General features: G+C 55.8%; 19 protein-coding genes and 1 tRNA gene. 4 read left to right on the top strand and 16 right to left on the bottom strand.

Translation table 11 applies throughout. From position 1 onward, the window contains the following. Positions 1-41: 41 nt before the first annotated feature. From KP80_RS03620 to pncC, 6 genes are all read right to left on the bottom strand, one after another. A tRNA-Ser gene (locus tag KP80_RS03620) sits at positions 42-134 on the bottom strand. Between the two features lie 329 nt (positions 135-463). Next, the gene (gene csrA, locus KP80_RS03615) at positions 464-649 is read right to left on the bottom strand and encodes a carbon storage regulator CsrA (protein WP_000906486.1); all 186 of its coding nucleotides are present in this window, start codon (positions 647-649) and stop codon (positions 464-466) included. 241 nt (positions 650-890) lie between these two features. Next, positions 891-3518, bottom strand: coding sequence for an alanine--tRNA ligase (alaS, locus tag KP80_RS03610; RefSeq protein WP_052282215.1), 2628 nt, complete (start codon positions 3516-3518; stop codon positions 891-893). 129 nt (positions 3519-3647) lie between these two features. Further along, positions 3648-4148: a recombination regulator RecX gene (gene recX / locus KP80_RS03605; protein ID WP_052282214.1), complete on the bottom strand. Its 501-nt coding sequence runs from the start codon at positions 4146-4148 to the stop codon at positions 3648-3650. A 75-nt stretch (positions 4149-4223) separates the two neighbouring features. After that, a complete protein-coding gene (gene recA / locus KP80_RS03600; RefSeq protein ID WP_052282213.1) occupies positions 4224-5282 on the bottom strand; it encodes a recombinase RecA in 1059 nt (352 codons plus the stop codon). A gap of 80 nt (positions 5283-5362) precedes the next feature. Beyond that, positions 5363-5860 (bottom strand): nicotinamide-nucleotide amidase, encoded by a 498-nt coding sequence (gene pncC / locus KP80_RS03595; protein WP_052282212.1) that lies wholly within the window; start codon positions 5858-5860, stop codon positions 5363-5365. 199 nt (positions 5861-6059) lie between these two features. Between pncC and KP80_RS03590 the strand changes: the two genes are divergently transcribed. Next, positions 6060-6293 carry a hypothetical protein gene (locus KP80_RS03590; RefSeq protein WP_052282211.1) on the top strand — a complete coding sequence of 78 codons (234 nt, stop codon included), beginning with the start codon at positions 6060-6062 and terminating at the stop codon, positions 6291-6293. Positions 6294-6444: 151 nt separating this feature from the next. Here KP80_RS03590 and KP80_RS03585 read toward each other — a convergent pair whose 3' ends face one another. The 4 genes from KP80_RS03585 to mltB all read right to left on the bottom strand — a co-directional run bounded on the left by KP80_RS03585 (position 6445) and on the right by mltB (position 10169). Next, positions 6445-7323, bottom strand: coding sequence for a metal ABC transporter substrate-binding protein (locus KP80_RS03585; protein WP_052282210.1), 879 nt, complete (start codon positions 7321-7323; stop codon positions 6445-6447). Positions 7324-7333: 10 nt separating this feature from the next. Then, positions 7334-8197 (bottom strand): metal ABC transporter permease, encoded by an 864-nt coding sequence (locus KP80_RS03580; RefSeq protein WP_052282209.1) that lies wholly within the window; start codon positions 8195-8197, stop codon positions 7334-7336. Continuing rightward, positions 8194-8904: a metal ABC transporter ATP-binding protein gene (locus KP80_RS03575; protein ID WP_197276137.1), complete on the bottom strand. Its 711-nt coding sequence runs from the start codon at positions 8902-8904 to the stop codon at positions 8194-8196. The genes KP80_RS03580 and KP80_RS03575 overlap by 4 nt, the downstream gene beginning before the upstream one ends. Before the next feature lie 194 nt (positions 8905-9098). Then, positions 9099-10169, bottom strand: coding sequence for a lytic murein transglycosylase B (mltB, locus tag KP80_RS03570; RefSeq protein ID WP_052282207.1), 1071 nt, complete (start codon positions 10167-10169; stop codon positions 9099-9101). Between the two features lie 203 nt (positions 10170-10372). Here mltB and gutQ point away from each other — a divergent pair, with 203 nt between their 5' ends. After that, positions 10373-11338 (top strand): arabinose-5-phosphate isomerase GutQ, encoded by a 966-nt coding sequence (gene gutQ, locus KP80_RS03565; RefSeq protein WP_052282206.1) that lies wholly within the window; start codon positions 10373-10375, stop codon positions 11336-11338. Here the strand turns inward: gutQ and norR are convergent. Beyond that, entirely contained in the window at positions 11335-12861 is a 1527-nt protein-coding gene (gene norR / locus KP80_RS03560) for a nitric oxide reductase transcriptional regulator NorR (RefSeq protein ID WP_052282205.1), read from the bottom strand. The two genes, gutQ and norR, sit on opposite strands and share 4 nt — an antisense overlap. Before the next feature lie 190 nt (positions 12862-13051). Between norR and norV the strand changes: the two genes are divergently transcribed. Both norV and norW read left to right on the top strand, forming a co-directional pair. Continuing rightward, positions 13052-14500, top strand: coding sequence for an anaerobic nitric oxide reductase flavorubredoxin (norV, locus tag KP80_RS03555; protein ID WP_052282224.1), 1449 nt, complete (start codon positions 13052-13054; stop codon positions 14498-14500). Beyond that, positions 14497-15630 (top strand): NADH:flavorubredoxin reductase NorW, encoded by a 1134-nt coding sequence (gene norW, locus KP80_RS03550; protein ID WP_052282204.1) that lies wholly within the window; start codon positions 14497-14499, stop codon positions 15628-15630. Before norV ends, norW begins: the two co-directional genes overlap by 4 nt. Positions 15631-15753: 123 nt before the next feature. On the opposite strand, the gene KP80_RS03545 is transcribed toward norW, so the two are convergent. The 5 genes from KP80_RS03545 to KP80_RS03525 all read right to left on the bottom strand — a co-directional run bounded on the left by KP80_RS03545 (position 15754) and on the right by KP80_RS03525 (position 22902). Continuing rightward, the gene (locus KP80_RS03545) at positions 15754-16770 is read right to left on the bottom strand and encodes a HoxN/HupN/NixA family nickel/cobalt transporter (RefSeq protein WP_052282203.1); all 1017 of its coding nucleotides are present in this window, start codon (positions 16768-16770) and stop codon (positions 15754-15756) included. Positions 16771-16779: 9 nt separating this feature from the next. Beyond that, entirely contained in the window at positions 16780-19005 is a 2226-nt protein-coding gene (gene hypF, locus KP80_RS03540; protein WP_052282202.1) for a carbamoyltransferase HypF, read from the bottom strand. Between the two features lie 5 nt (positions 19006-19010). Continuing rightward, a complete protein-coding gene (fdhF, locus tag KP80_RS03535; RefSeq protein WP_052282201.1) occupies positions 19011-21161 on the bottom strand; it encodes a formate dehydrogenase subunit alpha in 2151 nt (716 codons plus the stop codon). Positions 21162-21197: 36 nt separating this feature from the next. After that, a complete protein-coding gene (gene hydN, locus KP80_RS03530) occupies positions 21198-21743 on the bottom strand; it encodes an electron transport protein HydN (protein ID WP_052282200.1) in 546 nt (181 codons plus the stop codon). A 145-nt stretch (positions 21744-21888) separates the two neighbouring features. Beyond that, positions 21889-22902, bottom strand: coding sequence for a LacI family DNA-binding transcriptional regulator (locus tag KP80_RS03525; RefSeq protein WP_052282199.1), 1014 nt, complete (start codon positions 22900-22902; stop codon positions 21889-21891). Between the last annotated feature and the right edge of the window lie 64 nt (positions 22903-22966).

Here is a 22966-nt window from a genome sequence, read left to right as displayed (position 1 = left end):
AGCGTCAGATGTGTATAAGAGACAGGAGCTATGGATGCAAATGGCGGTGAGGCGGGGATTCGAACCCCGGATGCAGCTTTTGACCGCATACTCCCTTAGCAGGGGAGCGCCTTCAGCCTCTCGGCCACCTCACCAACACGCCTCTTGCGAGTGCTTCGAGATTCTCGTTAAGAGCTTCTCGTCGCTGCGTGGCGCACATATTACTTTCTGGGACTTATAAGTCAAACAATTTTCCGCAGATTTTTATCGATTGCACATTTCACACGCAATAAGGCGTTAAAAAAGGCAAAACGGGCGTTTTATCAACAGATAAATTGCGATTACCGCCGTAAAACGACATCACGAAAATACGGCACAGAGTGAGATTATAGTGACGAAAACAACGGACAGAGGGAGAGAAGAGAAAGATTGAAGCAGAAAATGGGGAGAGTGGCGTCTCACCCGCTGGGTGAGACGCGAGAACTTAGTAACTGGACTGCTGGGATTTTTCAGCCTGGATACGCTGGTAGATCTCTTCACGGTGAACGGAGACCTCTTTCGGGGCATTTACGCCGATGCGTACCTGGTTACCCTTCACCCCTAAAACTGTCACAGTGACCTCATCTCCGATCATGAGGGTTTCACCAACTCGACGAGTCAGAATCAGCATTCTTTGCTCCTTGAAAGATTAAATGAGTCGGGTCTCTCTGTATCCCGGCATTCTCCATCATATAACGCCAAAAGGTCAGCGATGACAAACACCTTATGTGTAAGCAGTCACGGCATCACATTCTGTTAAATGTAAGTCTAGCCGATTTACATGACTTCAACCTGACTTTATCGTTATCAGTACCGCATATGCAAGGCGCCTTAACGTAGAACGTTAAGGCGCCCGCATGCGATTATCGTTATTACAATTTAGCGCTTACCCAGCCTTTCACGCTGGCCAGTGCAGCAGGGAGAGCAGACGCGTCGGTACCACCAGCTTGCGCCATATCCGGACGACCGCCCCCTTTACCGCCCACCTGCTGGGCGACCATACCAATCAGTTCACCTGCTTTCACACGGTCGGTCACATCTTTAGACACACCAGCAATCAGAGAAACCTTACCTTCTTCGACTGTCGCCAGCACGATGATGGCAGAACCCAGCTGGTTCTTCAGATCGTCGACCATGGTACGGAGCATTTTAGGCTCAACGCCCGCCAGCTCGCTTACCAGTAGACTAACACCATTGATCGTCTCCGCTTTGCTGGAAAGGTTTGCGCTTTCCTGTGCAGCCGCTTGCTCTTTCAGCTGCTGCAGCTCTTTTTCCAGCTGACGGGTACGTTCAATGACGGTACGTACTTTTTCAGTGACGTTGTGGCTATCACCCTTCAGCAACTGAGCGATATCGCTTAAACGATCGCTTTGTGCGTGCAGAGTCGCAATTGCACCTTCACCGGTTACCGCTTCAATACGACGCACGCCTGCCGCCGTACCGGATTCGGAAACGATACGGAACAGACCGATATCACCGGTACGTGAAGCGTGAGTACCACCACACAGTTCGGTAGAGAAGTCACCCATGCTCAGCACGCGCACGTGGTCATCGTATTTCTCACCGAACAGCGCCATTGCGCCCTTCGCTTTCGCCGCTTCGAGATCCATGATGTTGGTTTCGATAGGCAGGTTGCGACGAATCTGAGCGTTGACCAGATCTTCAACCTCACGAATTTCTTCCGGTTTCATGGCTTCGTTATGCGAGAAGTCGAAGCGCAGAATTTTGTCGTTAACCAACGAGCCTTTCTGCGCCACGTGGGTACCCAGAACCTGACGCAGCGCTGCGTGCATTAGGTGGGTTGCTGAGTGGTTCAGACGGATACGTGCACGACGAGCGTCATCCACGTCAGCCTGTACCGCATCGCCCACTTTCAGCGCGCCGTTAGACAGCTTACCGAGATGGCCAATCGCCTGACCGTATTTCTGGGTGTCGCTGACCGCAAAGCTAAAGCCCGCGCCTTTCAGCTCGCCCTTATCGCCAACCTGGCCGCCGGATTCTGCATAGAATGGAGTCTGGTCGAGAACAACAACCGCTTCCTGACCGGCAGCGATAGACTCGACGGCTTTACCATCAACAAACAGCGCGGTGACTTTGCCGTTCAACTCCAGATGGTCGTAGCCTTTAAATTCAGATGCACCGTCAACGCGTATCATCGCGTTGTAGTCTGCACCGAAACCGCTGGACTCACGCGCACGACGGCGCTGTTCTTCCATTGCCGCTTCAAAGCCCGCTTCGTCAACCTTGATGTTGCGCTCACGACAAACGTCTGCAGTCAGGTCAACCGGGAAGCCATAGGTGTCGTACAGACGGAATGCCGTTTCGCCGTCCAGCGTATCGCCGGAAAGCTTAGACAGTTCTTCATCAAGCAGTGCCAGGCCGCGTTCCAGAGTACGAGCAAACTGCTCTTCTTCCGTTTTCAGAACCTGCTCAACCTGTGCCTGCTGGCGTTTCAACTCTTCGCCTGCGGAACCCATCACTTCAATCAGTGGGCCAACCAGCTTGTAGAAGAAGGTCTCTTTCGCGCCGAGCATGTTGCCATGACGGATTGCACGACGAATGATGCGGCGCAGCACGTAGCCACGGCTTTCGTTTGATGGCATCACGCCGTCGGCAATCAGGAACGCACAGGAACGGATATGGTCAGCGATAACGCGCAGAGATTTATTCCCAAGATCAGTCGCGCCGGTCACTTTAGCAACGGCGTCAATCAGCTTACGGAACAGATCGATTTCATAGTTAGAGTTAACATGCTGCAGAACAGCAGTAATACGCTCTAAGCCCATGCCGGTATCGACGGATGGCTTCGGCAGCGGTTCCATCGTGCCGTCAGCTTGACGGTTGAACTGCATGAAGACGATGTTCCAGATCTCAATGTAGCGATCGCCATCTTCTTCAGGGGTTCCTGGAGGGCCACCCCAGATGTGGTCGCCGTGATCATAGAAAATCTCGGTGCACGGGCCGCATGGGCCAGTGTCACCCATCTGCCAGAAGTTATCAGAAGCAAACGGCGCGCCTTTGTTGTCGCCGATGCGGATAATGCGCTCACGAGGGATGCCGACTTCTTTTTCCCAAATTTCGTAAGCTTCATCATCGGTTTCGTATACGGTAACCCACAGACGCTCTTTCGGCAGGGCGAACCAGTTTTCACCGGTCAACAGTTCCCATGCGAACTGGATTGCATCGTGTTTGAAGTAGTCACCGAAGCTGAAGTTACCCAGCATTTCGAAGAAGGTGTGGTGGCGCGCGGTATAACCGACGTTTTCCAGGTCATTGTGCTTACCGCCTGCACGTACGCAACGCTGCGCGGTGGTCGCGCGCGAATAATTACGCTTGTCGAGGCCAAGGAACACGTCCTTGAACTGGTTCATCCCGGCATTGGTAAACAGCAGAGTAGGGTCGTTATTCGGCACCAGGGAGCTGCTATCGACTACCTGATGGCCTTTACTTTGGAAAAAGTCGAGAAACGCCTGACGGATCTCAGCGGTGCTCTTGCTCATAATTATCCTGAAATCAAGCTAAGGGATATTCGTCGCAGAGGCGAGTCGTTGCAAAAACAACCCGCCCCGGACGGAAAAAGTGGGAATAAGATAAGTTTTCTTTAAAGGGAAGTAAAATCCCCAGTGCAGTCAATCAGCAAAATTTCGCCATATTTCCTGGATATCTTCCATCTGATAGCCGCGGTAGAGCAAAAAGCGCTGGATTTTAACCTTTTCAGGAAAAGTGGTTGGCAGCGGGTCACCGTATTTTCGTATCGCCTGGTCACGCGCCAGTAGCATCCAGTCAATCTCGCATTCGCGCATCGCGTGCTCAATGGCCTCGCGGGCAATGCCTTTTTGCCCCAGTTCCTGACGGATTCGCGCGGGGCCATATCCTTTGCGGCTGCGTCCGGCCATAAACTGCTGCACAAAACGGCTATCGTCGAGATAGCGGTTTTCAAAGCACCAGGCAACCACCTTTTCAACCTCCTCTGGCGGTGCGTCGATGGGCTCTGGACCATTCTTCCCCATCACCGGGGCAGTCAGTTTACGTCGCAGTTCCTGTTCGCTGTGGTCGCGCATCGCCAGAATACGAATAGCGCGATCTAACAGACGCGCATAGGCAGAACGGCGCGGGGTATTTTCAGTCATTCTCTTCCTGCCGTAGTGATAAATGCAAAAGGGCTGCATAAGCAGCCCTTCGTTTTATTCTGAATTCCGAGGTTATCAGAAGTCTTCTTTGGTTTCTTCCACGCTGTCGTTATCAACAGCAAAGTCTGGCGTAGAGTCCTGGTTATTGAGCAGCAGTTCACGCACTTTCTTCTCAATTTCTTTTGCCGCAGCCGGGTTCTCTTTAAGCCAGGAGATAGCATTTGCTTTACCTTGACCAATCTTGTCGCCGTTGTAGCTGTACCAGGCGCCCGCTTTTTCAATCAGCTTCTCTTTGACGCCCAGATCAACCAGTTCACCGAAGAAGTTGATGCCTTCGCCGTAGAGGATCTGGAACTCAGCCTGTTTAAACGGAGCCGCAATTTTGTTCTTCACAACCTTCACGCGAGTTTCGCTGCCGACGACGTTGTCGCCCTCTTTCACCGCGCCAATACGACGGATATCCAGACGAACGGATGCATAGAATTTCAGCGCATTACCACCGGTAGTCGTTTCCGGGTTACCGAACATCACACCAATTTTCATACGAATCTGGTTAATGAAGATCAGCAGCGTATTGGACTGTTTCAGGTTACCGGCCAGCTTACGCATTGCCTGGCTCATCATACGTGCCGCAAGGCCCATGTGAGAGTCGCCGATTTCGCCTTCAATTTCCGCTTTTGGCGTCAGCGCCGCAACGGAGTCAACCACGATAACGTCTACTGCGCCGGAACGCGCCAGCGCGTCACAGATTTCCAGAGCCTGTTCGCCGGTATCTGGCTGAGAGCACAGCAGGTTGTCGATATCAACGCCCAGTTTGCGCGCATAAACCGGATCCAACGCGTGTTCAGCATCGATAAACGCACAGGTTTTACCTTCACGCTGCGCCGCGGCGATAACCTGCAGCGTCAGGGTGGTTTTACCGGAGGATTCTGGCCCGTAGATTTCGACGATACGACCCATTGGCAGGCCGCCTGCGCCCAGCGCGATATCCAGTGAAAGCGAACCGGTGGAGATAGTTTCCACATCCATGGAGCGGTCTTCACCCAGACGCATGATGGAGCCTTTACCGAATTGCTTTTCGATCTGGCCCAGCGCTGCCGCCAACGCTTTCTGTTTGTTTTCGTCGATAGCCATTATTACTCCTGTCATACCGGGTGTTACCGGATAGTGAATTCTGTTCTGTTGAGGCAATTATACTGTATGGTCATACAGTATCAAGTGTTTTGTAGAAATTGTTGCCAGAGAAGATTGAGCGCATAAGCCGTTGCCTGTCGGCGCACCGATTCGCGGTCACCGGAGAAACATTCACGCTGGGTAACGCCCTGTCCGTTGGCGCTGGCGACGCCAAACCATACGGTTCCTACCGGTTTTTCTGCGCTGCCGCCATCAGGCCCGGCAATACCACTGACCGATACCGCGAAGTCAGCACGGGCTGCGCGTAATGCGCCAATCGCCATCTCCACCACCACCGGTTCACTGACCGCGCCATGTTGCTCAAGCGTGACTTCCCGCACGCCAATCATCTGCGATTTAGCTTCATTGCTGTAGGTCACAAATCCGCGTTCAAACCACGCAGAGCTACCGGCAATATCGGTGATTGTTTTGGCAATCCAGCCGCCGGTGCAGGACTCTGCTGTGGTCATCGTTGCGCCGCGCGCCTTAAGCGCCAGGCCAATCTGTTCGCTCAGCTGCATTAATTCGGAATCCGTCATTATCACTCCGCAGTCGCCAAATAAAGAGGCCATCAAAGATAGCACTTTCAGGGGATATATGGGGACGGGATAACAATTTTACGAGGGGGATTCAGAAAATGATCGAGATGCGGAAAGCCCCGCTTTCGGATAGCTGCCCAAGCGCGCGGGTGGCACAATCGAGCGACACAAGGAAGGCTCCTTAGCGAGGTTATCAGGAATGGTTAATACAGTGTTCAACTCAAACGAACTCAAAAAAGCGATCCGGCTACGCAGCATTTTAATCGCCTGCGGTATTTGCATATTACTGACCGTCGTTCTGCATCTATTCACTCGCCCCTTTGACATATTGTTTGAAGGTATTGAGACGCTACTCGGCGTGAGCAGTCTGGTGATGGGGATTAAGCAGAACAAAACCGTCCAGGCGTTGCGGGAAAAGCAGCCCATACCATAGAAAAACCGGCCCAATGGACTAACACAGTGAGTTTAAGAATGAGATATCAGGGCGATCACCAGGTTTGGCGTCCCTCCGGAGACCCAATCCCGGCATTTTCCCTAATCGCTTCGCTTAAATAAACGGTGCTAGCCCATTGGGCCGGTTGACTTTAGCGCATACTGGCAGCAATCAGCTCCACATTATGGCGCAGCATCTTCACATAGCTATCCGCTACGCCGCCCGGTTTTGATAGTGCTTCCGGGTACAGTTCACCGCCTGGCTGAGAGCCCGTGGCTGTCGCAATTTGCTTCACCAGACGCGGATCGAGCTGGTTCTCCATAAACCAGGTGTGCACGCCATCGGCTTTAATTTGCGTAATAAGTGCGGCCACCTGCGCGGCGCTAGCTTCGCTTTCCGATGATAGCCCCTGCGGCGCCAGGAAGGTCACCCCGTAGGCATGAGAAAAATAGCCAAAAGCATCGTGGCTGGTTAACACTTTACGCTTAGCTGCTGGGATACCGTCGAACTGTTTTTTAGCCCAACCGTCAATTTCATTAAGCTGGCCGATGTAGCGTTCACCGGATGCTTTCAGCGCCGCGCTATCCTGCGGGTCCGCCTTCACCAGTCCATTAAGGATATTCTGTGCGTACAGCGCTCCATTTGCCGCACTGTTCCAGGCGTGTGGATCGGTGACCGTTTTCCCCTCTTCATCCAACGTATGGGTCTTCACGCCGGTTGAAGCCACCACCAGTTCACCTTTAAAACCGGACGCTTTAATAAGTCTATCCAACCATCCTTCCAGCCCCAGTCCATTCACCACCACCACATCGGCCTTACTGAGCAGTGCGCTATCTTTCGGCGATGGTTCAAAGGTGTGCGGATCGCCGTCCGGGCCAACCAGCGTATCCACATGCACATGTTCACCACCAACCTGTTGCACCATGTCCCCCAACACCGAAAAACTGCTGACAACGTTAAGCGTTTTCGCCATCGCCCCCTGTGCGGCAAGGCTTAATGCCAACGCCAGAAAAATTCCACTACGTTTCATCTCTTTTCCCTCATCCCATTAATTTTCGCCAGCCAACGGTCAACCGGCTATGCGTGCCAAAAAACACAGAAACAAAAAAGACGCCGCTGGCGGTGAGGACGATGGACGGTCCTGCGGGCAGATTCGCCGCCCACGACAGACTCAGCCCCAGCCATGCACAGACGCTGCCCATGCCAGCGGCCAACAGCAGAATGACGGGCAACGTTCGCGCCCAGCAGCGCGCCGCGATGGCAGGCAGCATCATCACCCCCACCGCCATCAACGTGCCGAGCACCTGGAATCCTGCCACCAGATTAAGCACCAGCAGCGCCAGAAACAGACCATGCAGCGCCACCGGTAGCCAGCGAGCATTAACCTGCAGCCAGTCGCTGTCGAAAGCCTCGCTCACTAAACCGCGATAAAACAGCGCAATGCAGATGAGCGTCAGGCTCGCGACGCCGACCACAAACAGCGCAGCATCGTTGTCCACCGCCAGAATTGAGCCAAACAGCAGATGCAGGAGATCGACGTTTGAGCCACGCAGTGAAACCAGCGTGACGCCCAACGCTAGCGAGCCCAGATAGAAACCGGCAAAGCTGGCATCCTCTTTTAGCGGTGTACGTCGACTCACCCATCCCGCAACCAGCGCAACGATAATACCGGCGATAAACCCGCCAATGGTCATCGCCAGTAGCGACATCCCGCTCACCAGATAGCCTACCGCCACGCCGGGTAATATCGCGTGCGACAGCGCATCGCCCATCAGGCTCATCCGCCGTAGCAGTAAAAAGACGCCGAGGATCGTGGTACTTAATGACAGTGCCAGGCAGACCACCAGTGCACGGCGCATAAAGCCAAACTCAATAAACGGTTGAAAAAAGGTATGCCAGATCATGCCAACCTCGCGGTTTGAAAGGCTGGGAGAACATCGGAAGTATGCCCCCAGCAGGCATTGTTCGGCGTCAGCAGCAGTGTTTCCGGGAAGTAATCCGCCACGCGTTGATTGTCGTGCAACACCGCCAGCACCGTTTGCCCCTGCCGGTGCATCTCCTGAATCACCCCCATCAGGTCATGGCTGGTCGCTTCATCGATACCGGTGAAAGGCTCATCAAGCATCACCAACGGCGCCCGCTGTACCAACACGCGAGCGAAAAGCATCCGCTGAAACTGACCACCAGAGAGTGCCTCTATCGGCGCTTTGGCCAGCGCTGCCAGCCCCACTCTCACCAGCGCGGTATGAATACGTTCACGCACCTCACTGCGCAGGCCTCGTAGCAGCGAAACCCGCGGCCACGCGCCCTGGCTCACCACGTCCAGCACCGTCAGCGGAAACTGCGACTCCAGCGAGTGACGCTGCGCCAGCCAGCCGATAACAGGCCGCGATGGCGTCCAGCGAACAACGCCGCTAACGGGAGGAATAAAACCGGCCAGCGTTTTTAGTAACGTGGATTTGCCACAGCCATTCAGACCAACAATCGCCGTCATGCTGCCTTTGGGAATTGTGCCGCTCAGCGATGGCGTAATCGCCATGCCTTCATAGCCCGCTACCAGATTGTCCAGTTCGATCATGGCAGCGCTACCGCCCACCAAACCGCAAGCCACAACAGCAATAGCAATGCGCAGGCCAGCGCCAGCCGCGCCATGGCTGACGCCATAAAAACAGAAGTGAACATCTTTGCCTCGTTATTTGATGTTATAACATAACAATATGAGATTGGCGCTTAGATGTAAACGGTAGGAAATGATGCAAAATGTAACAGGCACCTCTCCGGCGGGAGAGATGCCGAAGGAAGGATTTACTGCCCGCGAGCCTGTGCGACCGACAGCCCCAACTGCCAGACAGCCATCGCATAGTGAGTACTATGGTTATAACGGGTGATGGTGTAGAAGTTTGGTAGACCGTACCAGTATTGGTAGCTAGTCCCGACATCCAGACGCAATAGGCTTGCCTGCTGGTGATTACCCAGCGACTGCATCGGTGTTAAGCCCGCCGCTGCCAGCTGTGATACGCTGTATTTGGTTTTAAAGCCATTATCCAGCCCTGGAGCCTGGCCCATCGCCTGCACCGCCACCGTATCGCCGCTCACCCAGCCGTGCTGTTTGAAGTAGTTGGCTACGCTGCCGATAGCATCTTCAGGATCCCACAGGTTGATGTGCCCATCGCCGTTGAAATCAACGGCATACTGTTTATACGAAGACGGCATGAACTGGCCGTAACCCATCGCCCCAGCGAAAGAACCTTTGAGATCCAGCGGGTCATCTTTTTCATCACGCGCCATCAGCAGGAAGGTTTCCAGCTCGCCGGAGAAGTATGCGGCGCGGCGCGGGTAGTTGAAGGAGAGCGTCGCCAGTGCGTCAAGAATACGCGTTTTGCCCATCACGCGGCCCCAGCGGGTTTCAACGCCAATAATCCCAACGATAATTTCCGGCGGCACGCCGTAAACCTGCTGAGCGCGCTGCAGTGCGGCCTGATGCTGGTTCCAGAATGCCACACCGTTTTGCACGTTATCCGGGGTAATAAACTGTTTGCGATAGCGCAGCCAGGCACCGTTCGGGCCGGTTGGCGGCAGGCCGGTCGGTGCCTGTCGGTCCATCAGACGCAAAACATAATCCAGACGTTTGGCCTGCGAGAGGATTTCGTGCAGCTGCTGTCGGTCAAATCCGTGCTTGCTCACCATCTTATCGATGAACTGCTCTGCCGCCGGGTTATTGGCGAAATCACCAGTCGGAATCAACGCATTATGCTGGGGTTCAAGAAGAAAACCGCCGGAGGTAGTTGCCGGTGATTCAGCCGTTTTCGGCTTGCTGCTACAGGCAGCGAGCAGGACACACAGTGGGAGTAAAGCCAGAACGCGACGCTTCAACATGAGACTTCCATTTAACAATATCAGCAAGAGTTAAATATGGTAAAGCATCCGCCGCTACACAAGGAAGCGCTGGAAGGGCTGACTGGAAAAAAAAGTCCAGAGATACACTATCCATGATGCAATCGATACTCTGACACGGTTCAATGCTTTATCATCGCCGCGCAAAACTGGACCGTTTGACGCGCTAATTATCGGAGAAAGTCATGAGTGATTTTTTGTTAGAGGCCGGGCGAAAGGCCCTGTTACTGGAATTACAGGAAGCAAGCCGCCTACCCGACCGTCTTGACGAGACCTTTGTTCAGGCCGCCAACGCCGTACTGAACTGCAAAGGTAAACTGATCGTATCCGGCATGGGCAAATCCGGTCATATTGGCAAGAAACTGGCGGCCACTTTTGCCAGCACCGGCACCCCCGCCTTCTTTGTTCACCCGGCAGAAGCACTGCACGGTGACTTAGGCATGGTGGAAAGCCGCGACGTGATGCTATTTATTTCCTACTCCGGCGGCGCGAAAGAGCTCGACCACATTATTCCTCGTCTGAAAGAAAAATCCGTGGTGTTGCTGGCGATGACCGGCAAAGCCAACTCTCCGCTGGCGCTGGCGGCCGACGCGGTGCTGGATATCGCCGTCGAACGCGAAGCCTGCCCGATGCACCTTGCTCCCACCTCCAGTACCGTCAACACGCTGATGCTGGGCGATGCGCTGGCCATCGCCGTGATGCAGGCACGCGGTTTTAACGAAGAAGATTTTGCCCGTTCACATCCAGCCGGTGCGCTCGGCGCGCGTCTGTTAAATCGCGTACATCACCTAATGCGTCAGGGCGACGATATTCCGCAGGTCACCATCCACGCCAGTATCATGGATGCGATGATGGAGCTGAGCCGTACCGGGATGGGGATGGTTGCCGTCTGTGACGACCAGTCTCGGGTGCAGGGGATCTTTACCGACGGTGACCTGCGCCGCTGGTTGGTTGGTGGCGGCGCGCTGACTGATATCGTCACCGCGGCAATGACCAAAGGCGGCGTAACGCTTAACGATCAAGCACGCGCCATTGATGCCAAAGAGCAACTGATGAAGCTGAAAATCAGCGCCGCTCCGGTGGTGGATGAAAACCACCGTCTGGTCGGCGCCATTAACCTGCAAAACTTCTATCAGGCCGGGATCCTTTAATCCTTGAGCCCCAGACGCTTCGCCAACCGATGCAGGTTGGCGACGTCTGTCTCTAAAGCCCGCGCGCTCGCTGCCCAATTCTGTCGATGCGTCTCCAGCGCATTGCGGATCATCTCCCGCTGAAAATGCTCAGTGGCTTCACGCAGATTGTTGACGGCAACGATGGACGCTGACGCAGGCACTTCGGCAACGGCTGTACTCATCGCCCCTTCCTGAAACGCAAAATGCTGTACTTCCAGCACCACGTCACCGCTGCTGCGCGTCGCCCGCGCCAGTACGACGGCACGATGCACCGCATGTTCCAGCTCGCGCACATTGCCCGGCCAGCCGTAGCGTTGCAGATGAGTCCGCGCGGCAGAACTTAGCACCACGCGCGACAATCCTAAACGCAGCCGACACTGTTCGCAGAAATAACCCGCCAGTAGCACCACATCGTCTCCACGGTCGCGCAGCGGCGGCACAAACAGCGGAAACACGCTGAGACGATGGAACAGGTCGGCGCGGAAATTGCCCGCCAGCACTTCATCACGCAGGTCGCGGTTGGTGGCGGCCAGCACCCGCACATCCACACGCAGGCTGCGATCGTCGCCCACGCGCTGAATATCGCCGTATTGCAAAACGCGCAGCAGCTTGGCCTGCAGCGCCAGCGACAGCTCGCCGATTTCATCAAGGAACAGCGTGCCGTTATCCGCCATTTCAAACTTGCCGCTGCGGTTACTGATAGCGCCGGTAAACGCACCTTTCACGTGGCCAAATAGCTCGCTTTCGGCGACGCTTTCCGGCAGCGCGGCGCAATTCAGGTATACCAGCGGGCTGACCGCACGCGGCGAACCCTCATGAATCGCTTTCGCCACCAGTTCTTTACCGGTGCCGGTTTCACCGCTGATGAGCACGTTCAGATCCGAGGCCGCAACAATTTCGATCTCTTTTTTCAGCTGCATCATGCCCGGCGACAGACCAATCATCTGCGTCTCTTTGACCTGCTCAAAATCGCTCGCCGAGCCGGGCAGCATATTCTGGCTTTCCAGCTGTTCAATCAGTAGCGCATTGCTTAACGCCCCCGCCGCCAGCGCGGCGATCAGCCGCAGCTCTTCATCACTGAACACGTCAAACTGATCTGGCGACATGCCGTCGAGAGTCAGCGCGCCAATTAAATTTTGTCCAGCAAACAGCGGCAGCCCAATGCAAGCGTGAACTTTCAGGCTTTCCTGGCCGGGGATCAGGCCATCGTATGGGTCGGGTAAATCACTGTCGGCGGGAAAACGCACCACGTCACCAGCACGGGCGATGGCCTCCAGACGCGGGTGACCTTCCAGCGTAAAGCGCCTGCCAAGCACGTCTTTGGCCAGCCCATCAATCGCCAGCGGAATAAACTGCCGCGCGTCATAGCGTAGCAGCGCCGACGCATCGCATTCCAGCACCTGGCGTAGCGTGGTAATCAGACGTTGAAATCTGTCCTGATGGCCCACGCCGCGTTGTAATTCAATGGCGATGCCTGCCAGCACGTCTACAGAAAAGCTCATGGAAACCTCACAGTCATTTTGACAACACATGATGTCATATTGACAATATTCAGCATAGTCATTTTGACTAACAATAAAGAAGTATTATTTATTAATTACATATAAATCAACAAATTAAAAAGTTGGCACGCAGCCTGCAATAAGCAAAACATCTTTTTTGAAAAACGCTGAATTAATTATTGAGGTTGCTATGTCTATTCTGGTTAAAAATAACATTCATTGGGTTGGCCAACGTGACTGGGAAGTGCGTGATTTCCACGGCACAGAATATAAAACGCTGCGTGGCAGCAGCTACAACAGCTACCTTATCCGCGAAGAGAAAAACGTTCTGATCGATACCGTCGACCACAAATTCAGCCGCGAATTCGTGCAGAACCTGCGCGGTGAAATCGACCTCGCTGATATCGACTACATCATCATTAACCACGCAGAAGAAGACCACGCGGGTGCGCTGACCGAACTGATGGCGCAGATCCCTGACACCCCAATTTACTGCACCGCTAACGCGATTGACTCCATCAACGGCCACCACCATCACCCTGAATGGAACTTCCATGTGGTAAAAACCGGCGACTCACTGGATATCGGTAACGGCAAACAGCTGATCTTCGTTGAAACGCCAATGCTGCACTGGCCAGACAGCATGATGACCTACATGACCGGCGATGCAGTGCTGTTCAGTAACGACGCCTTCGGCCAGCACTACTGCGACGAACGCCTGTTCAACGACGAAGTTGACCAGACAGAACTGTTTGAACAGTGCCAGCGCTACTACGCTAACATCCTGACGCCGTTCAGCCGCCTGGTGACGCCAAAAATCACCGAAATCCTCGGTTTTAACCTGCCGGTCGATATGATTGCCACCTCCCACGGCGTGGTATGGCGTGAAAACCCAACTCAGATCGTTGAGCTGTACCTGAAATGGGCCGCCGACTATCAGGAAGACCGCATCACCATCTTCTACGACACTATGTCCAACAACACCCGCATGATGGCGGATGCGATTGCTCAGGGCATTAACGAAGTCGACCCGAACGTGGCGGTAAAAATCTTCAACGTCGCCCGCAGCGATAAAAATGAAATTCTGACCAACGTATTCCGCTCAAAAGGCGTGCTGGTCGGCACCTCGACCATGAACAACGTGATGATGCCGAAAATCGCCGGACTGGTGGAGGAGATGACCGGCCTGCGCTTCCGTAATAAACGCGCCAGCGCCTTTGGTTCCCACGGCTGGAGCGGCGGCGCGGTAGACCGTCTGTCCACCCGCCTGCAGGATGCCGGTTTTGAAATGTCCCTGAGCCTGAAAGCCAAATGGCGTCCGGATCTTGATGCGCTGGAAGTGTGTCGCCAGCACGGCCGCGAAATCGCCCGCCAGTGGGCGCTGGCTCCGCTGCCGGAAGCCACTGCGAAAGTAGACACAGCCAAAGAGTCCTGCGCCTGTGCAGCCGCAGCGGCCGCCGACCTCGGTCCAAGCATGCAGTGCAGCGTTTGCCAATGGGTATATGACCCAGCAAAAGGCGAGCCAAACCAGGACGTACAGCCAGGCACGCCGTGGAGTGAAGTCCCGGACAACTTCCTGTGCCCGGAATGTTCATTAGGTAAAGATGTCTTCGACGTGATGGCAACGGAGGCAAAATGAATCATGGCATTGTGATCGTTGGCTCGGGCTTCGCCGCCCGCCAACTGGTGAAAAATATCCGTAAACAGGATACGAGCGTCAAATTGACGCTCATCGCCGCCGACAGTATCGACGAATACAATAAACCGGATTTGAGTCACGTCGTCAGCCGTGGGCAAACCGCAGCCGATCTCACCCTGCAAACCGCCGGTGAGTTCGCCGAACAGTACAACTTGAATCTGTTCCCGCAGACCTGGGTTACTGGAATCGACGCCGAGGCGCACGTGGTAAAAAGCCAAAACCACGAATGGCACTACGACAAATTGGTATTGGCGACCGGTGCGTCAGCCATTGTGCCACCGGTACCGGGCAAAGAGCTGATGCTGACCCTCAACAGCCAGCAGGAGTTCGGTGCCGCGCAAACGACGCTACGCGATGCCAAACGGGTGCTCATTATCGGCGGCGGTTTGATTGGTAGCGAACTGGCCATGGACTTCTGCCGGGCGGGTAAAGCGGTCACCGTGGTGGATAACTCTGCCAGCGTACTGGCTTCGCTCATGCCGCCAGAGGTGAGCAGCCGGCTGCAGCATCGTCTGACCGATATGGGCATTCACCTGCTGTTGAAAAGCCAGCTGCAAGGGCTGGAGCAAACTGCGAGCGGTATTCGCGCCAGCTTTGACCGCGACCGCCACGTGGAAGTCGATGCAGTGGTTGCCGCCACAGGTCTGCGTCCCGAAACGGCGCTGGCGCGGATGGCGGGTCTGGAGATTAACCGTGGCGTAAAAGTCGATAGCACGCTGCAAACCAGCAATCCGGATATTTATGCGCTAGGTGACTGCGCAGAAATCAAAGGCGCGGTGATGCCGTTCCTGCAGCCGATTCTGATGAGCGCTATGTGTCTGGCGAAAAATCTGCTCGGCCAGTCCGGCGAGCTGAAGCTGCCCAATATGCTGGTGAAGGTGAAAACGCCGGATCTGCCGCTGCACCTGGCGGGCGAAACCCGCCGTCAGGATCTGAACTGGGCCATTGAAACCCGCGCCGACGGTATGCTGGCTCAAGGCTATGATGCCAGTCAGCAGCTGCGAGCCTTTGTGGTCAGCGAAGAAAGAATGAAAGAAGCCTTTGGCTTATTGAAGTCGCTGGTCAGTTAATCAGTAAACCCTCAGTCCACTGTTTGACTTAACCTCATGCGCAAGGAAGCGCAAAGTCATATGTTTGCCCCGCTGCCCCGGGGCTTTTTTTTCTGGCGTTCGGTACCGGCTCTGACGCTAATCTTAACGCACCACCAGCGCGTCATAGTTGCGCCAGCGGTAGTTCACCATCGACACCAGCCAGCACAGCGCAAACAGGCCAATCACCACAAAGCCCGCGTTACCGAGGTTATCGCTTAGCAGCGCAACATCGCTCCACAGTCCGCCGGTTAAGTCGAATTTATCCATAATCAACCCCAGCGCTTCCAGCCCGCCGATAAACAGCGCCACCACAACAGAAGCCCCGGTAATAGTCATGTTGTAATAGAGCTTACGCTGCGGTTTATTGAAGGCCCAGCCGTAGGCGCCAACCATCAGAATATTATCGAGGGTATCCACCAGCGCCATGCCGCTAGCGAACAGCGCCGGGAAGACCATAATCGACCACATCGACATCCCACTGGAAGCGCTGGCCGCTGAGATCCCCAGTACGCCGATTTCGGTGGCAGTATCAAAGCCGAGGCCAAACAGAAAACCCACCAGGTACATGTGCCAGCTCTTACCAATCAGGCGGAAAGTGCGGCTAAACAGCGCGCTCATCAGCCCACCGCTCACCGGGGCGTCGGCATCAATCCACTCGCCCTTTTTCAAAGCCTGGAAACTGCGCCACACGCCGCGCAGAATAATCAGGTTCACCAGCGCCATTGCCAGCAGAAATATCGCCGAGACTGCCGTACCGATAATACTGCCGGTATCGTGGAACCAGCTCATCTTATGCTGGAAAGCGGTCGCCGTGGCGGCAATCGCTACCGACGCCAGCACTACAATGGAAGAGTGCCCCAGCGAGAACCAGGCGCCGACGCCGAACGGACGTTTGCCCTGCTGCATCATTTTGCGGGTGACATTATCAATCGCCGCAATGTGGTCAGCATCCACCGCATGACGCAGGCCGTAGCCCCACGCCAGCAGGCTGGCGGCCATCAGCGCGCCGTTATGACCAAACGCCTGCCATGCCCAGCCCCACGCCAATAAATTCGCCAGCAGCAAAACCAGCACCAGCAGCGACGCACGCGGCTGCTGGCGAAGCACATTCAACAACATGAGAACTCCTTACGCCTGACTACGGGCAGCAGCAACCACGGCTTGCCCAAATGAAATCGCCCCATCGCCAGCGGGTAAACGCTTGGGAAAGAGCAGAGTGAAATCGGATAAATAGTGTGAGAGACGGCTACGCAGCAGCGCGTTGTGCAGCACGCCGCCACCAAACGCCAGCGTAGAAATACCGGCCTGCTGCGCCTGCGCCCGCATCATAGCGGCCACGCCGCATGCCAGCGCATCATGAAATGCCCATGCTTTTTCGGCGGGCTCAGCCTGCCAGCACAGCCAGCTGTGCCAGAAAGTCGCCAGACACAGTTGATGGCCCACCACCGGCATCGTCACCGGGTGAACCACGCCAGGGCACGTGGCGGCGAGCGCTTCAAGACGGCAGGCCGCCTCCCCTTCATAACTCTGCGTTTCTGACGTACAGCCGAGCGCACAGGCCACCGCGTCAAACAGACGACCACAGGAAGAGGCCTGCGGACTGTTTATTCCACGCGTGATTGCCTGCGCCAGCAGCGGCCAGTTTTTTTGCTGCACGCTTTGGGTTTCAGCAAACGCCTGCCAATCCGGCACAAAGGCCAGACACTGCGCAAGCCAGTTACGCCATGGCTGACGCGCCGCCAGATCGCCGCCCGGCAGCGCCACCGCAGGCAGCCCGCCGAGATGCTCACAGTGACGATAGCTCACGCGCAGACACTCGCCGCCCCACAGCGCGCCGGATTCGCCCATGCCAATGCCGTCGAGCGCCATCGCAATCACTTCGCCGCCGTCCAGCGGCCAGTCGTGCTCCGCCAGGCAGGCGGCGATATGCGCATGGTGGTGCAGCACGTGCTGAACGGGCAGACCGCTCGCCAGCGCCCATTGCGACGAGCGATAACCGTCATGAAAATCGGCTACCACCGCTTGCGGAGTAAACTCATAAATCGCCTGCATCAGGCGCAGCGCCTGCTGCCATTGGCCTTCTACACCGTCATCGGTCAGGTCGCCGAAGTGCTGGCTAACCACCGCCTGATCGCCACGCGCCAGACAGAAGGTATTTTTCATATCCGCGCCGAGGCACAGCGTCGGCGGCACATCGTGAAAACCCGGCGGCAGCGGCAGCGCATCCGGCACATAGCCACGGGAACGACGCAGCATTTCACCGCTTTGGCGCACTACCGAGTCATCCATGCGCTGGACGATATCGCGATTGTGCAGCAGGAAACCATCAGCGATATCGGCGAGATCGTGCTGCGCCTGCTGATTGGTTAACGCCGGCGGTTTGCCACTCAGATTCCCGGAGGTCATCACCAGCGGACGCCCCAGCGCCTGCATCAATAAATGCTGCAATGGGTTAGCGGGCAGCATCACGCCCACTTCCGCCAGATCCGGCGCAATCCCGGCACACAGGCCAGAGACATTATGTTTCGCCACCAGCACAATCGGTGCGGCAGGCGTGGTTAAAAGCGATACGGCCTCTAGCGGCAGCGCATCGGCATTGGGTACCATCACTGCCAGCGGTTTCGCCGGGCGATGCTTACGAGCACGAAGCGTGGCAACTGCCCGTGAATTTCCTGCGTCGCAGGCCAGATGGAAACCGCCAATGCCTTTCACGGCGACGATACCGCCCGCTGTTAGCATCGCGACAGCGGCCTGTAATGCCGCTTCCTTTTGCAGTTTTTGCTCAGCGCTTTGCCACTTGAGCCACGGGCCGCATTCGGCGCAGGCCACCGGCTGAGCGTGGAAACGTCGGTCGTAAGGGTTGCGGTATTCCACCTCGCACCTCTTGCACAGCGGGAATGCCGACATCACCGTCAGCGGCCGGTCATACGGCATGGCGTTAATGATAGTGAAGCGCGGCCCGCAGTGGGTGCAGTTGATAAACGGATAGCGGTAGCGCCGCTCTCCGGGGTCGTTCATCTCCGCGAGACAGGCAGGGCACGTTGCCGCGTCGGGGACGATCTGCGTACTCATCGCCCCCGCGCCGCTCTCGCGAATGACAAAATCGGTAGGAATCGTCGCCCAGTCATAGGGCTCAACGTGGGTACTGTCAATGCGCGCAAGCGGCGGGCAGTGCTGATAGAGCGCGGTGATAAAGTCCGCGTCATCACCGTACAGACGCAGCAGCACGCCGGCGCTGTCATTACAGACATCGCCCAAGCGCGCACGCAGCTTAGCCTGTTGCCAAACGAAGGGGCGAAAACCGACCCCCTGAACTTTGCCGCAGATACGAATCTGCACTCCGTTTGCACGCATTTGTTTTACCCGAGCACCGCGACTTTCAGTCGCGTTTTCATCAACTGATAGCTTTCCAGCGCATAGTTTTCAGCCCAGTTCTGATCGTCAATCGCTTCCACTTTCACCGCGCAGTACTTGGTTTCCGGCGTTTTCGAAATCGGGTCGAGGTTATCCTGGGTCAGTTCGTTACAGGCGCCAATCCACCACTGGTAGGTCATGTAGACGCTGCCGTGGTTGATGCGTTCGCTGACGTTAGCGCGGCTAATCACCTTGCCGCGGCGTGAAGAGACCCACACCAGCTGCTGGTCGCGGATGTTCAGCAGTTCCGCATCCGTTGGGTTGATCTGTACAAAGCCCGGTTCGTCAGCCAGCGATTGCAACGCCGCGCAGTTGCCGGTCATCGAACGGCAGGAGTAGTGGCCCACTTCGCGCACGGTGCAAAGCACCAGTGGGAAATCGGCATCCGGAATTTCAGCCGGTGCACGCCACGGCGCGGCGAACAGATGGCCTTTGCCGTCCGGCGTCGCGAACTGGTTGTCTTCATACAGATACTGAGTGCCGGGATGGTCGAGCGTCGGGCACGGCCACTGCACGTGGCCCATGTCACCCATTTTTTCATAGGTGACGCCGTAGAACAGCGGGCACAGCTCGCGCATTTCGTCCCAGATTTGCTGGTTGTCGTCGTAATGCATCGGATAGCCCATCTCACTGGCCAGCAGGCTGATGATTTCCCAGTCCCGTTTCACGTTGTAGGTCGGCTCAATAGCTTTTTCAAAGCGCTGGAAGCCGCGATCGGCGCAGGTAAAGACGCCGCCGTGTTCGCCCCATGAAGTGGCGGGCAGCAGCACGTCCGCCTGCTCGGCGGTTTTGGTCATGAAGATGTCCTGCACCACCACAAAGTCGAGCGCCTCAAACCCTTTACGCACGAGGCCTAAATCAGCCTCAGTTTGCAGCGGATCTTCGCCCATGATGTAGTAGGCTTTCACCTTCCCTTCCAGAGCCAGATGCGGTACTTCGGTGATCCGCACGCCAACTTTGTCGTCCATCAAACTCGCGTCAATGCCCCATGCGTTAGCGAATTTCTCACGTACGGCAGGGTCAACCACATCCTGGTAGCCAGGGAACTGGTTTGGCAGTACGCCCATATCACAGGCGCCCTGGACGTTGTTTTGCCCACGAACCGGGCCAACGCCGACGCTTTCACGCCCAAGGTTACCGGTCAGCAGCGCGAGGCTTGCTAGCCCTTTCACCACGTCAACCGCCTGGCCAAACTGAGTCACGCCCATGCCCCACATAATGGTCGCGGACGGTGCGGCGGCGTAGGTTCGCATGGCCTGACGAACCTGCTGCGCCGGGATACCGGTGAGATGTTCCACCGCTTCCGGCGCGTAGTCTTTGACCACTTCACGCATCTCATCAAGCCCGGTGGTAAAGCGCGCCACGTACTCTTTGTCGTAGAGATTCTCTTCCAGCAGTACGTGGGCAAAGGCATTCACCAGCGCCATATTGCTGCCGTTGCGCATTTGCAGATGCTGGTCGGCGATACGCGCGGTTTCAATGCGTCGCGGATCGCAGACGATAATTTTGGCCCCTTTGTCTTTGGCCTTAATGACGCGTCGCGCCACGATCGGGTGCGAATCCGCACAGTTGTAGCCAAAGACCAGCAGGCAGCGCGAGTTTTCGATATCGCCAATACTGTTACTCATCGCGCCGTTGCCCAGCACATCCTGCAACCCTGCCACCGACGGGCCGTGGCACACGCGCGCGCAGCAGTCGACGTTGTTGGTATGCAGCACACCGCGGGCAAACTTTTGCATCACATAGTTGGTTTCATTGCCGGTACCGCGCGATGACCCGGTGGTCATAATCGCGCGCGGCCCGAATTTGGCTTTGATATCGCCAAGACGTTTCGCGGTGTAGCGAATCGCCTCATCCCAGCTCACTGGAGTGAATTTGCCGCCCTTCTCATAGCGGATCATCGGCTGTGTCAATCGTGGCGTCAGCAGCTTGGTATCGTTAAGGAAGTCCCAGCCGTAGTAGCCTTTCAGACACAGTTCGTTTTGGTTCGTTTGGCCGTCAGCGGCCTCGGCACGGATAATTTTACCGTTATCAACAACCAGCTTCAGCTTACAACCCGCGCCACAGTAAGGGCATACACTCGTGATTTTTTTCATCAGTAACAGACCTGTTAAAAGAGAAATTAAGGGATTTTAAAAAGAGATAGACGTCGCGACATCCAGCGCAGTACGGCGGCGTTTCTCCGCGCTCAACTGCTCGAGCTTGTCGCGGTCAACGCAGAACAGCGCGTGGGTCGGGCAGGCTTCCATACAGGCCGGGCCGGCTTCACGGTGGAAGCACAGGTCACACTTGTTGGCCTCGGCTTTTTCCGCACGAATTTTCAGTCCGGAACCGCTGTTACGCACGACAGGGCGCACCACCACTTCCATCGCGCCGTACGGGCACGCCACCACGCAGGTTTTACAGCCGATGCAGCGTTCCTGCATGACGTGAATAAAACCTTTGTCGCGGATGATCGCACCGTTCGGGCAGACGTTGGCGCACGGGGCGTCTTCGCACTGACGACAGGCGGTGGCGGTGGACACATCCATCCCTTTAATAACGTGGATACGCGGCAGGAAAGATTGTGGCGTCAGGGCTGCGCAGTCCTGATCTTCCTGGTGGGAAACCACACATGCGACTTCGCATGTCCGGCAGCCAATACATTTACTCGCATCAGCAATGATGAAACGGTTCATCAACTTCTCCAGCAATGACAATGAATTGTGCGGGAGAATGCATTAATCGAGCCAACTTTTATTAAGCTGATTATTAAGGATATTTTTTAGAAGCGGCTGCTGGAATGGCTGTCATCGTCATTAATGACGATGACAGCTGACGAGATTAGGCGTGAGGGCCAGAAACGATTGAATCGCGCTCAATGAGTTCGCCGGGAAAGGTTTGTTGATACTTAAAGTCACCGCCGTCAAGCATGAAGATAAGCCGGTTGATGGTCTCTTTAATCATCTCCGTCACCGGTATGCGTACGCTCGATAGCGCCGGGATCATATACGGTGCCAGGGTGATGTCATCAAAACCAATCACCGACACCTGCTGGGGAACGCTGACGCCATGGGCGTGAAGCTGTTTGATAGCGCCTACTGCCATATCGTCATTGCTGGCGACCAACGCGCTAAAGCTGACCCGACGTTCGCGCAGCGTATCTACGCCCGCCGCACCGGTCGCCGGAGTCCATTTCCCTTCAACAATCAGCTCATCACGAACCGCAATACCGTGCTTCGTCAGGGCATCTTTATAGCCGGAAAGGCGCTCAATACCAGTAGGCGAATCCAGTGAACCGGTGATAAACGCAATATCGCGATGGCCGCGGGCAATGAGTTTTTCCACCGCCTGTTGGCTAGCCGATTTCTGATCGCAATAGACGCAGTGGCTGCTGTTGCGTCGTAACCGGCGGTTAATTACCAGCACCGGCTGTTGCTGCTGTTGAATAATATCGTCAATCTCGTCGACGCTTAAAAAGCGCGGATAAATAATGATGCCATCGCAGCGTAGATCGAGCAGATACTGAATCGCCTCACGCTCTTCTTGTGCGCTGTGTTTACCATCGGCCAGAATCAGCCGCCGCCCCTGCGCTTCGGTCATGCTCGCGGCATGAAACAAGAGCTCACTAAAGTAGACGCCGTGATACAGCGTGTTAGTCACCACCAGCCCCAGCGTTTGGGTCTTTTTGGTCGCCAGATTACGCGCCAGCAGATTCGGCCGATAGCCGCTCTCTTCTATCGCCAAAAACACCCGGTCTTTGGTTTCCTGGCTTACGTAGCCGTTACCCGATAGCACCCGGGAGACGGTGGCTTTCGAGACGCCCGCCCGTCGCGCCACCTCCAGCATCGTCGTCATGATCGATATCCTTGAAAAATCATTTGGCAGCAGTGTACTTCACCGTTTAGCGATTTTCAGCAAC

Origin of the sequence: Kluyvera genomosp. 1, from assembly GCF_001266615.1 — a bacterium.
In the GTDB taxonomy this organism is placed as follows: domain Bacteria; phylum Pseudomonadota; class Gammaproteobacteria; order Enterobacterales; family Enterobacteriaceae; genus Kluyvera; species Kluyvera cryocrescens_A.
Note: the sequence above shows the minus strand (reverse complement) of the source record. Positions and strands in the feature narration are given on the sequence as shown.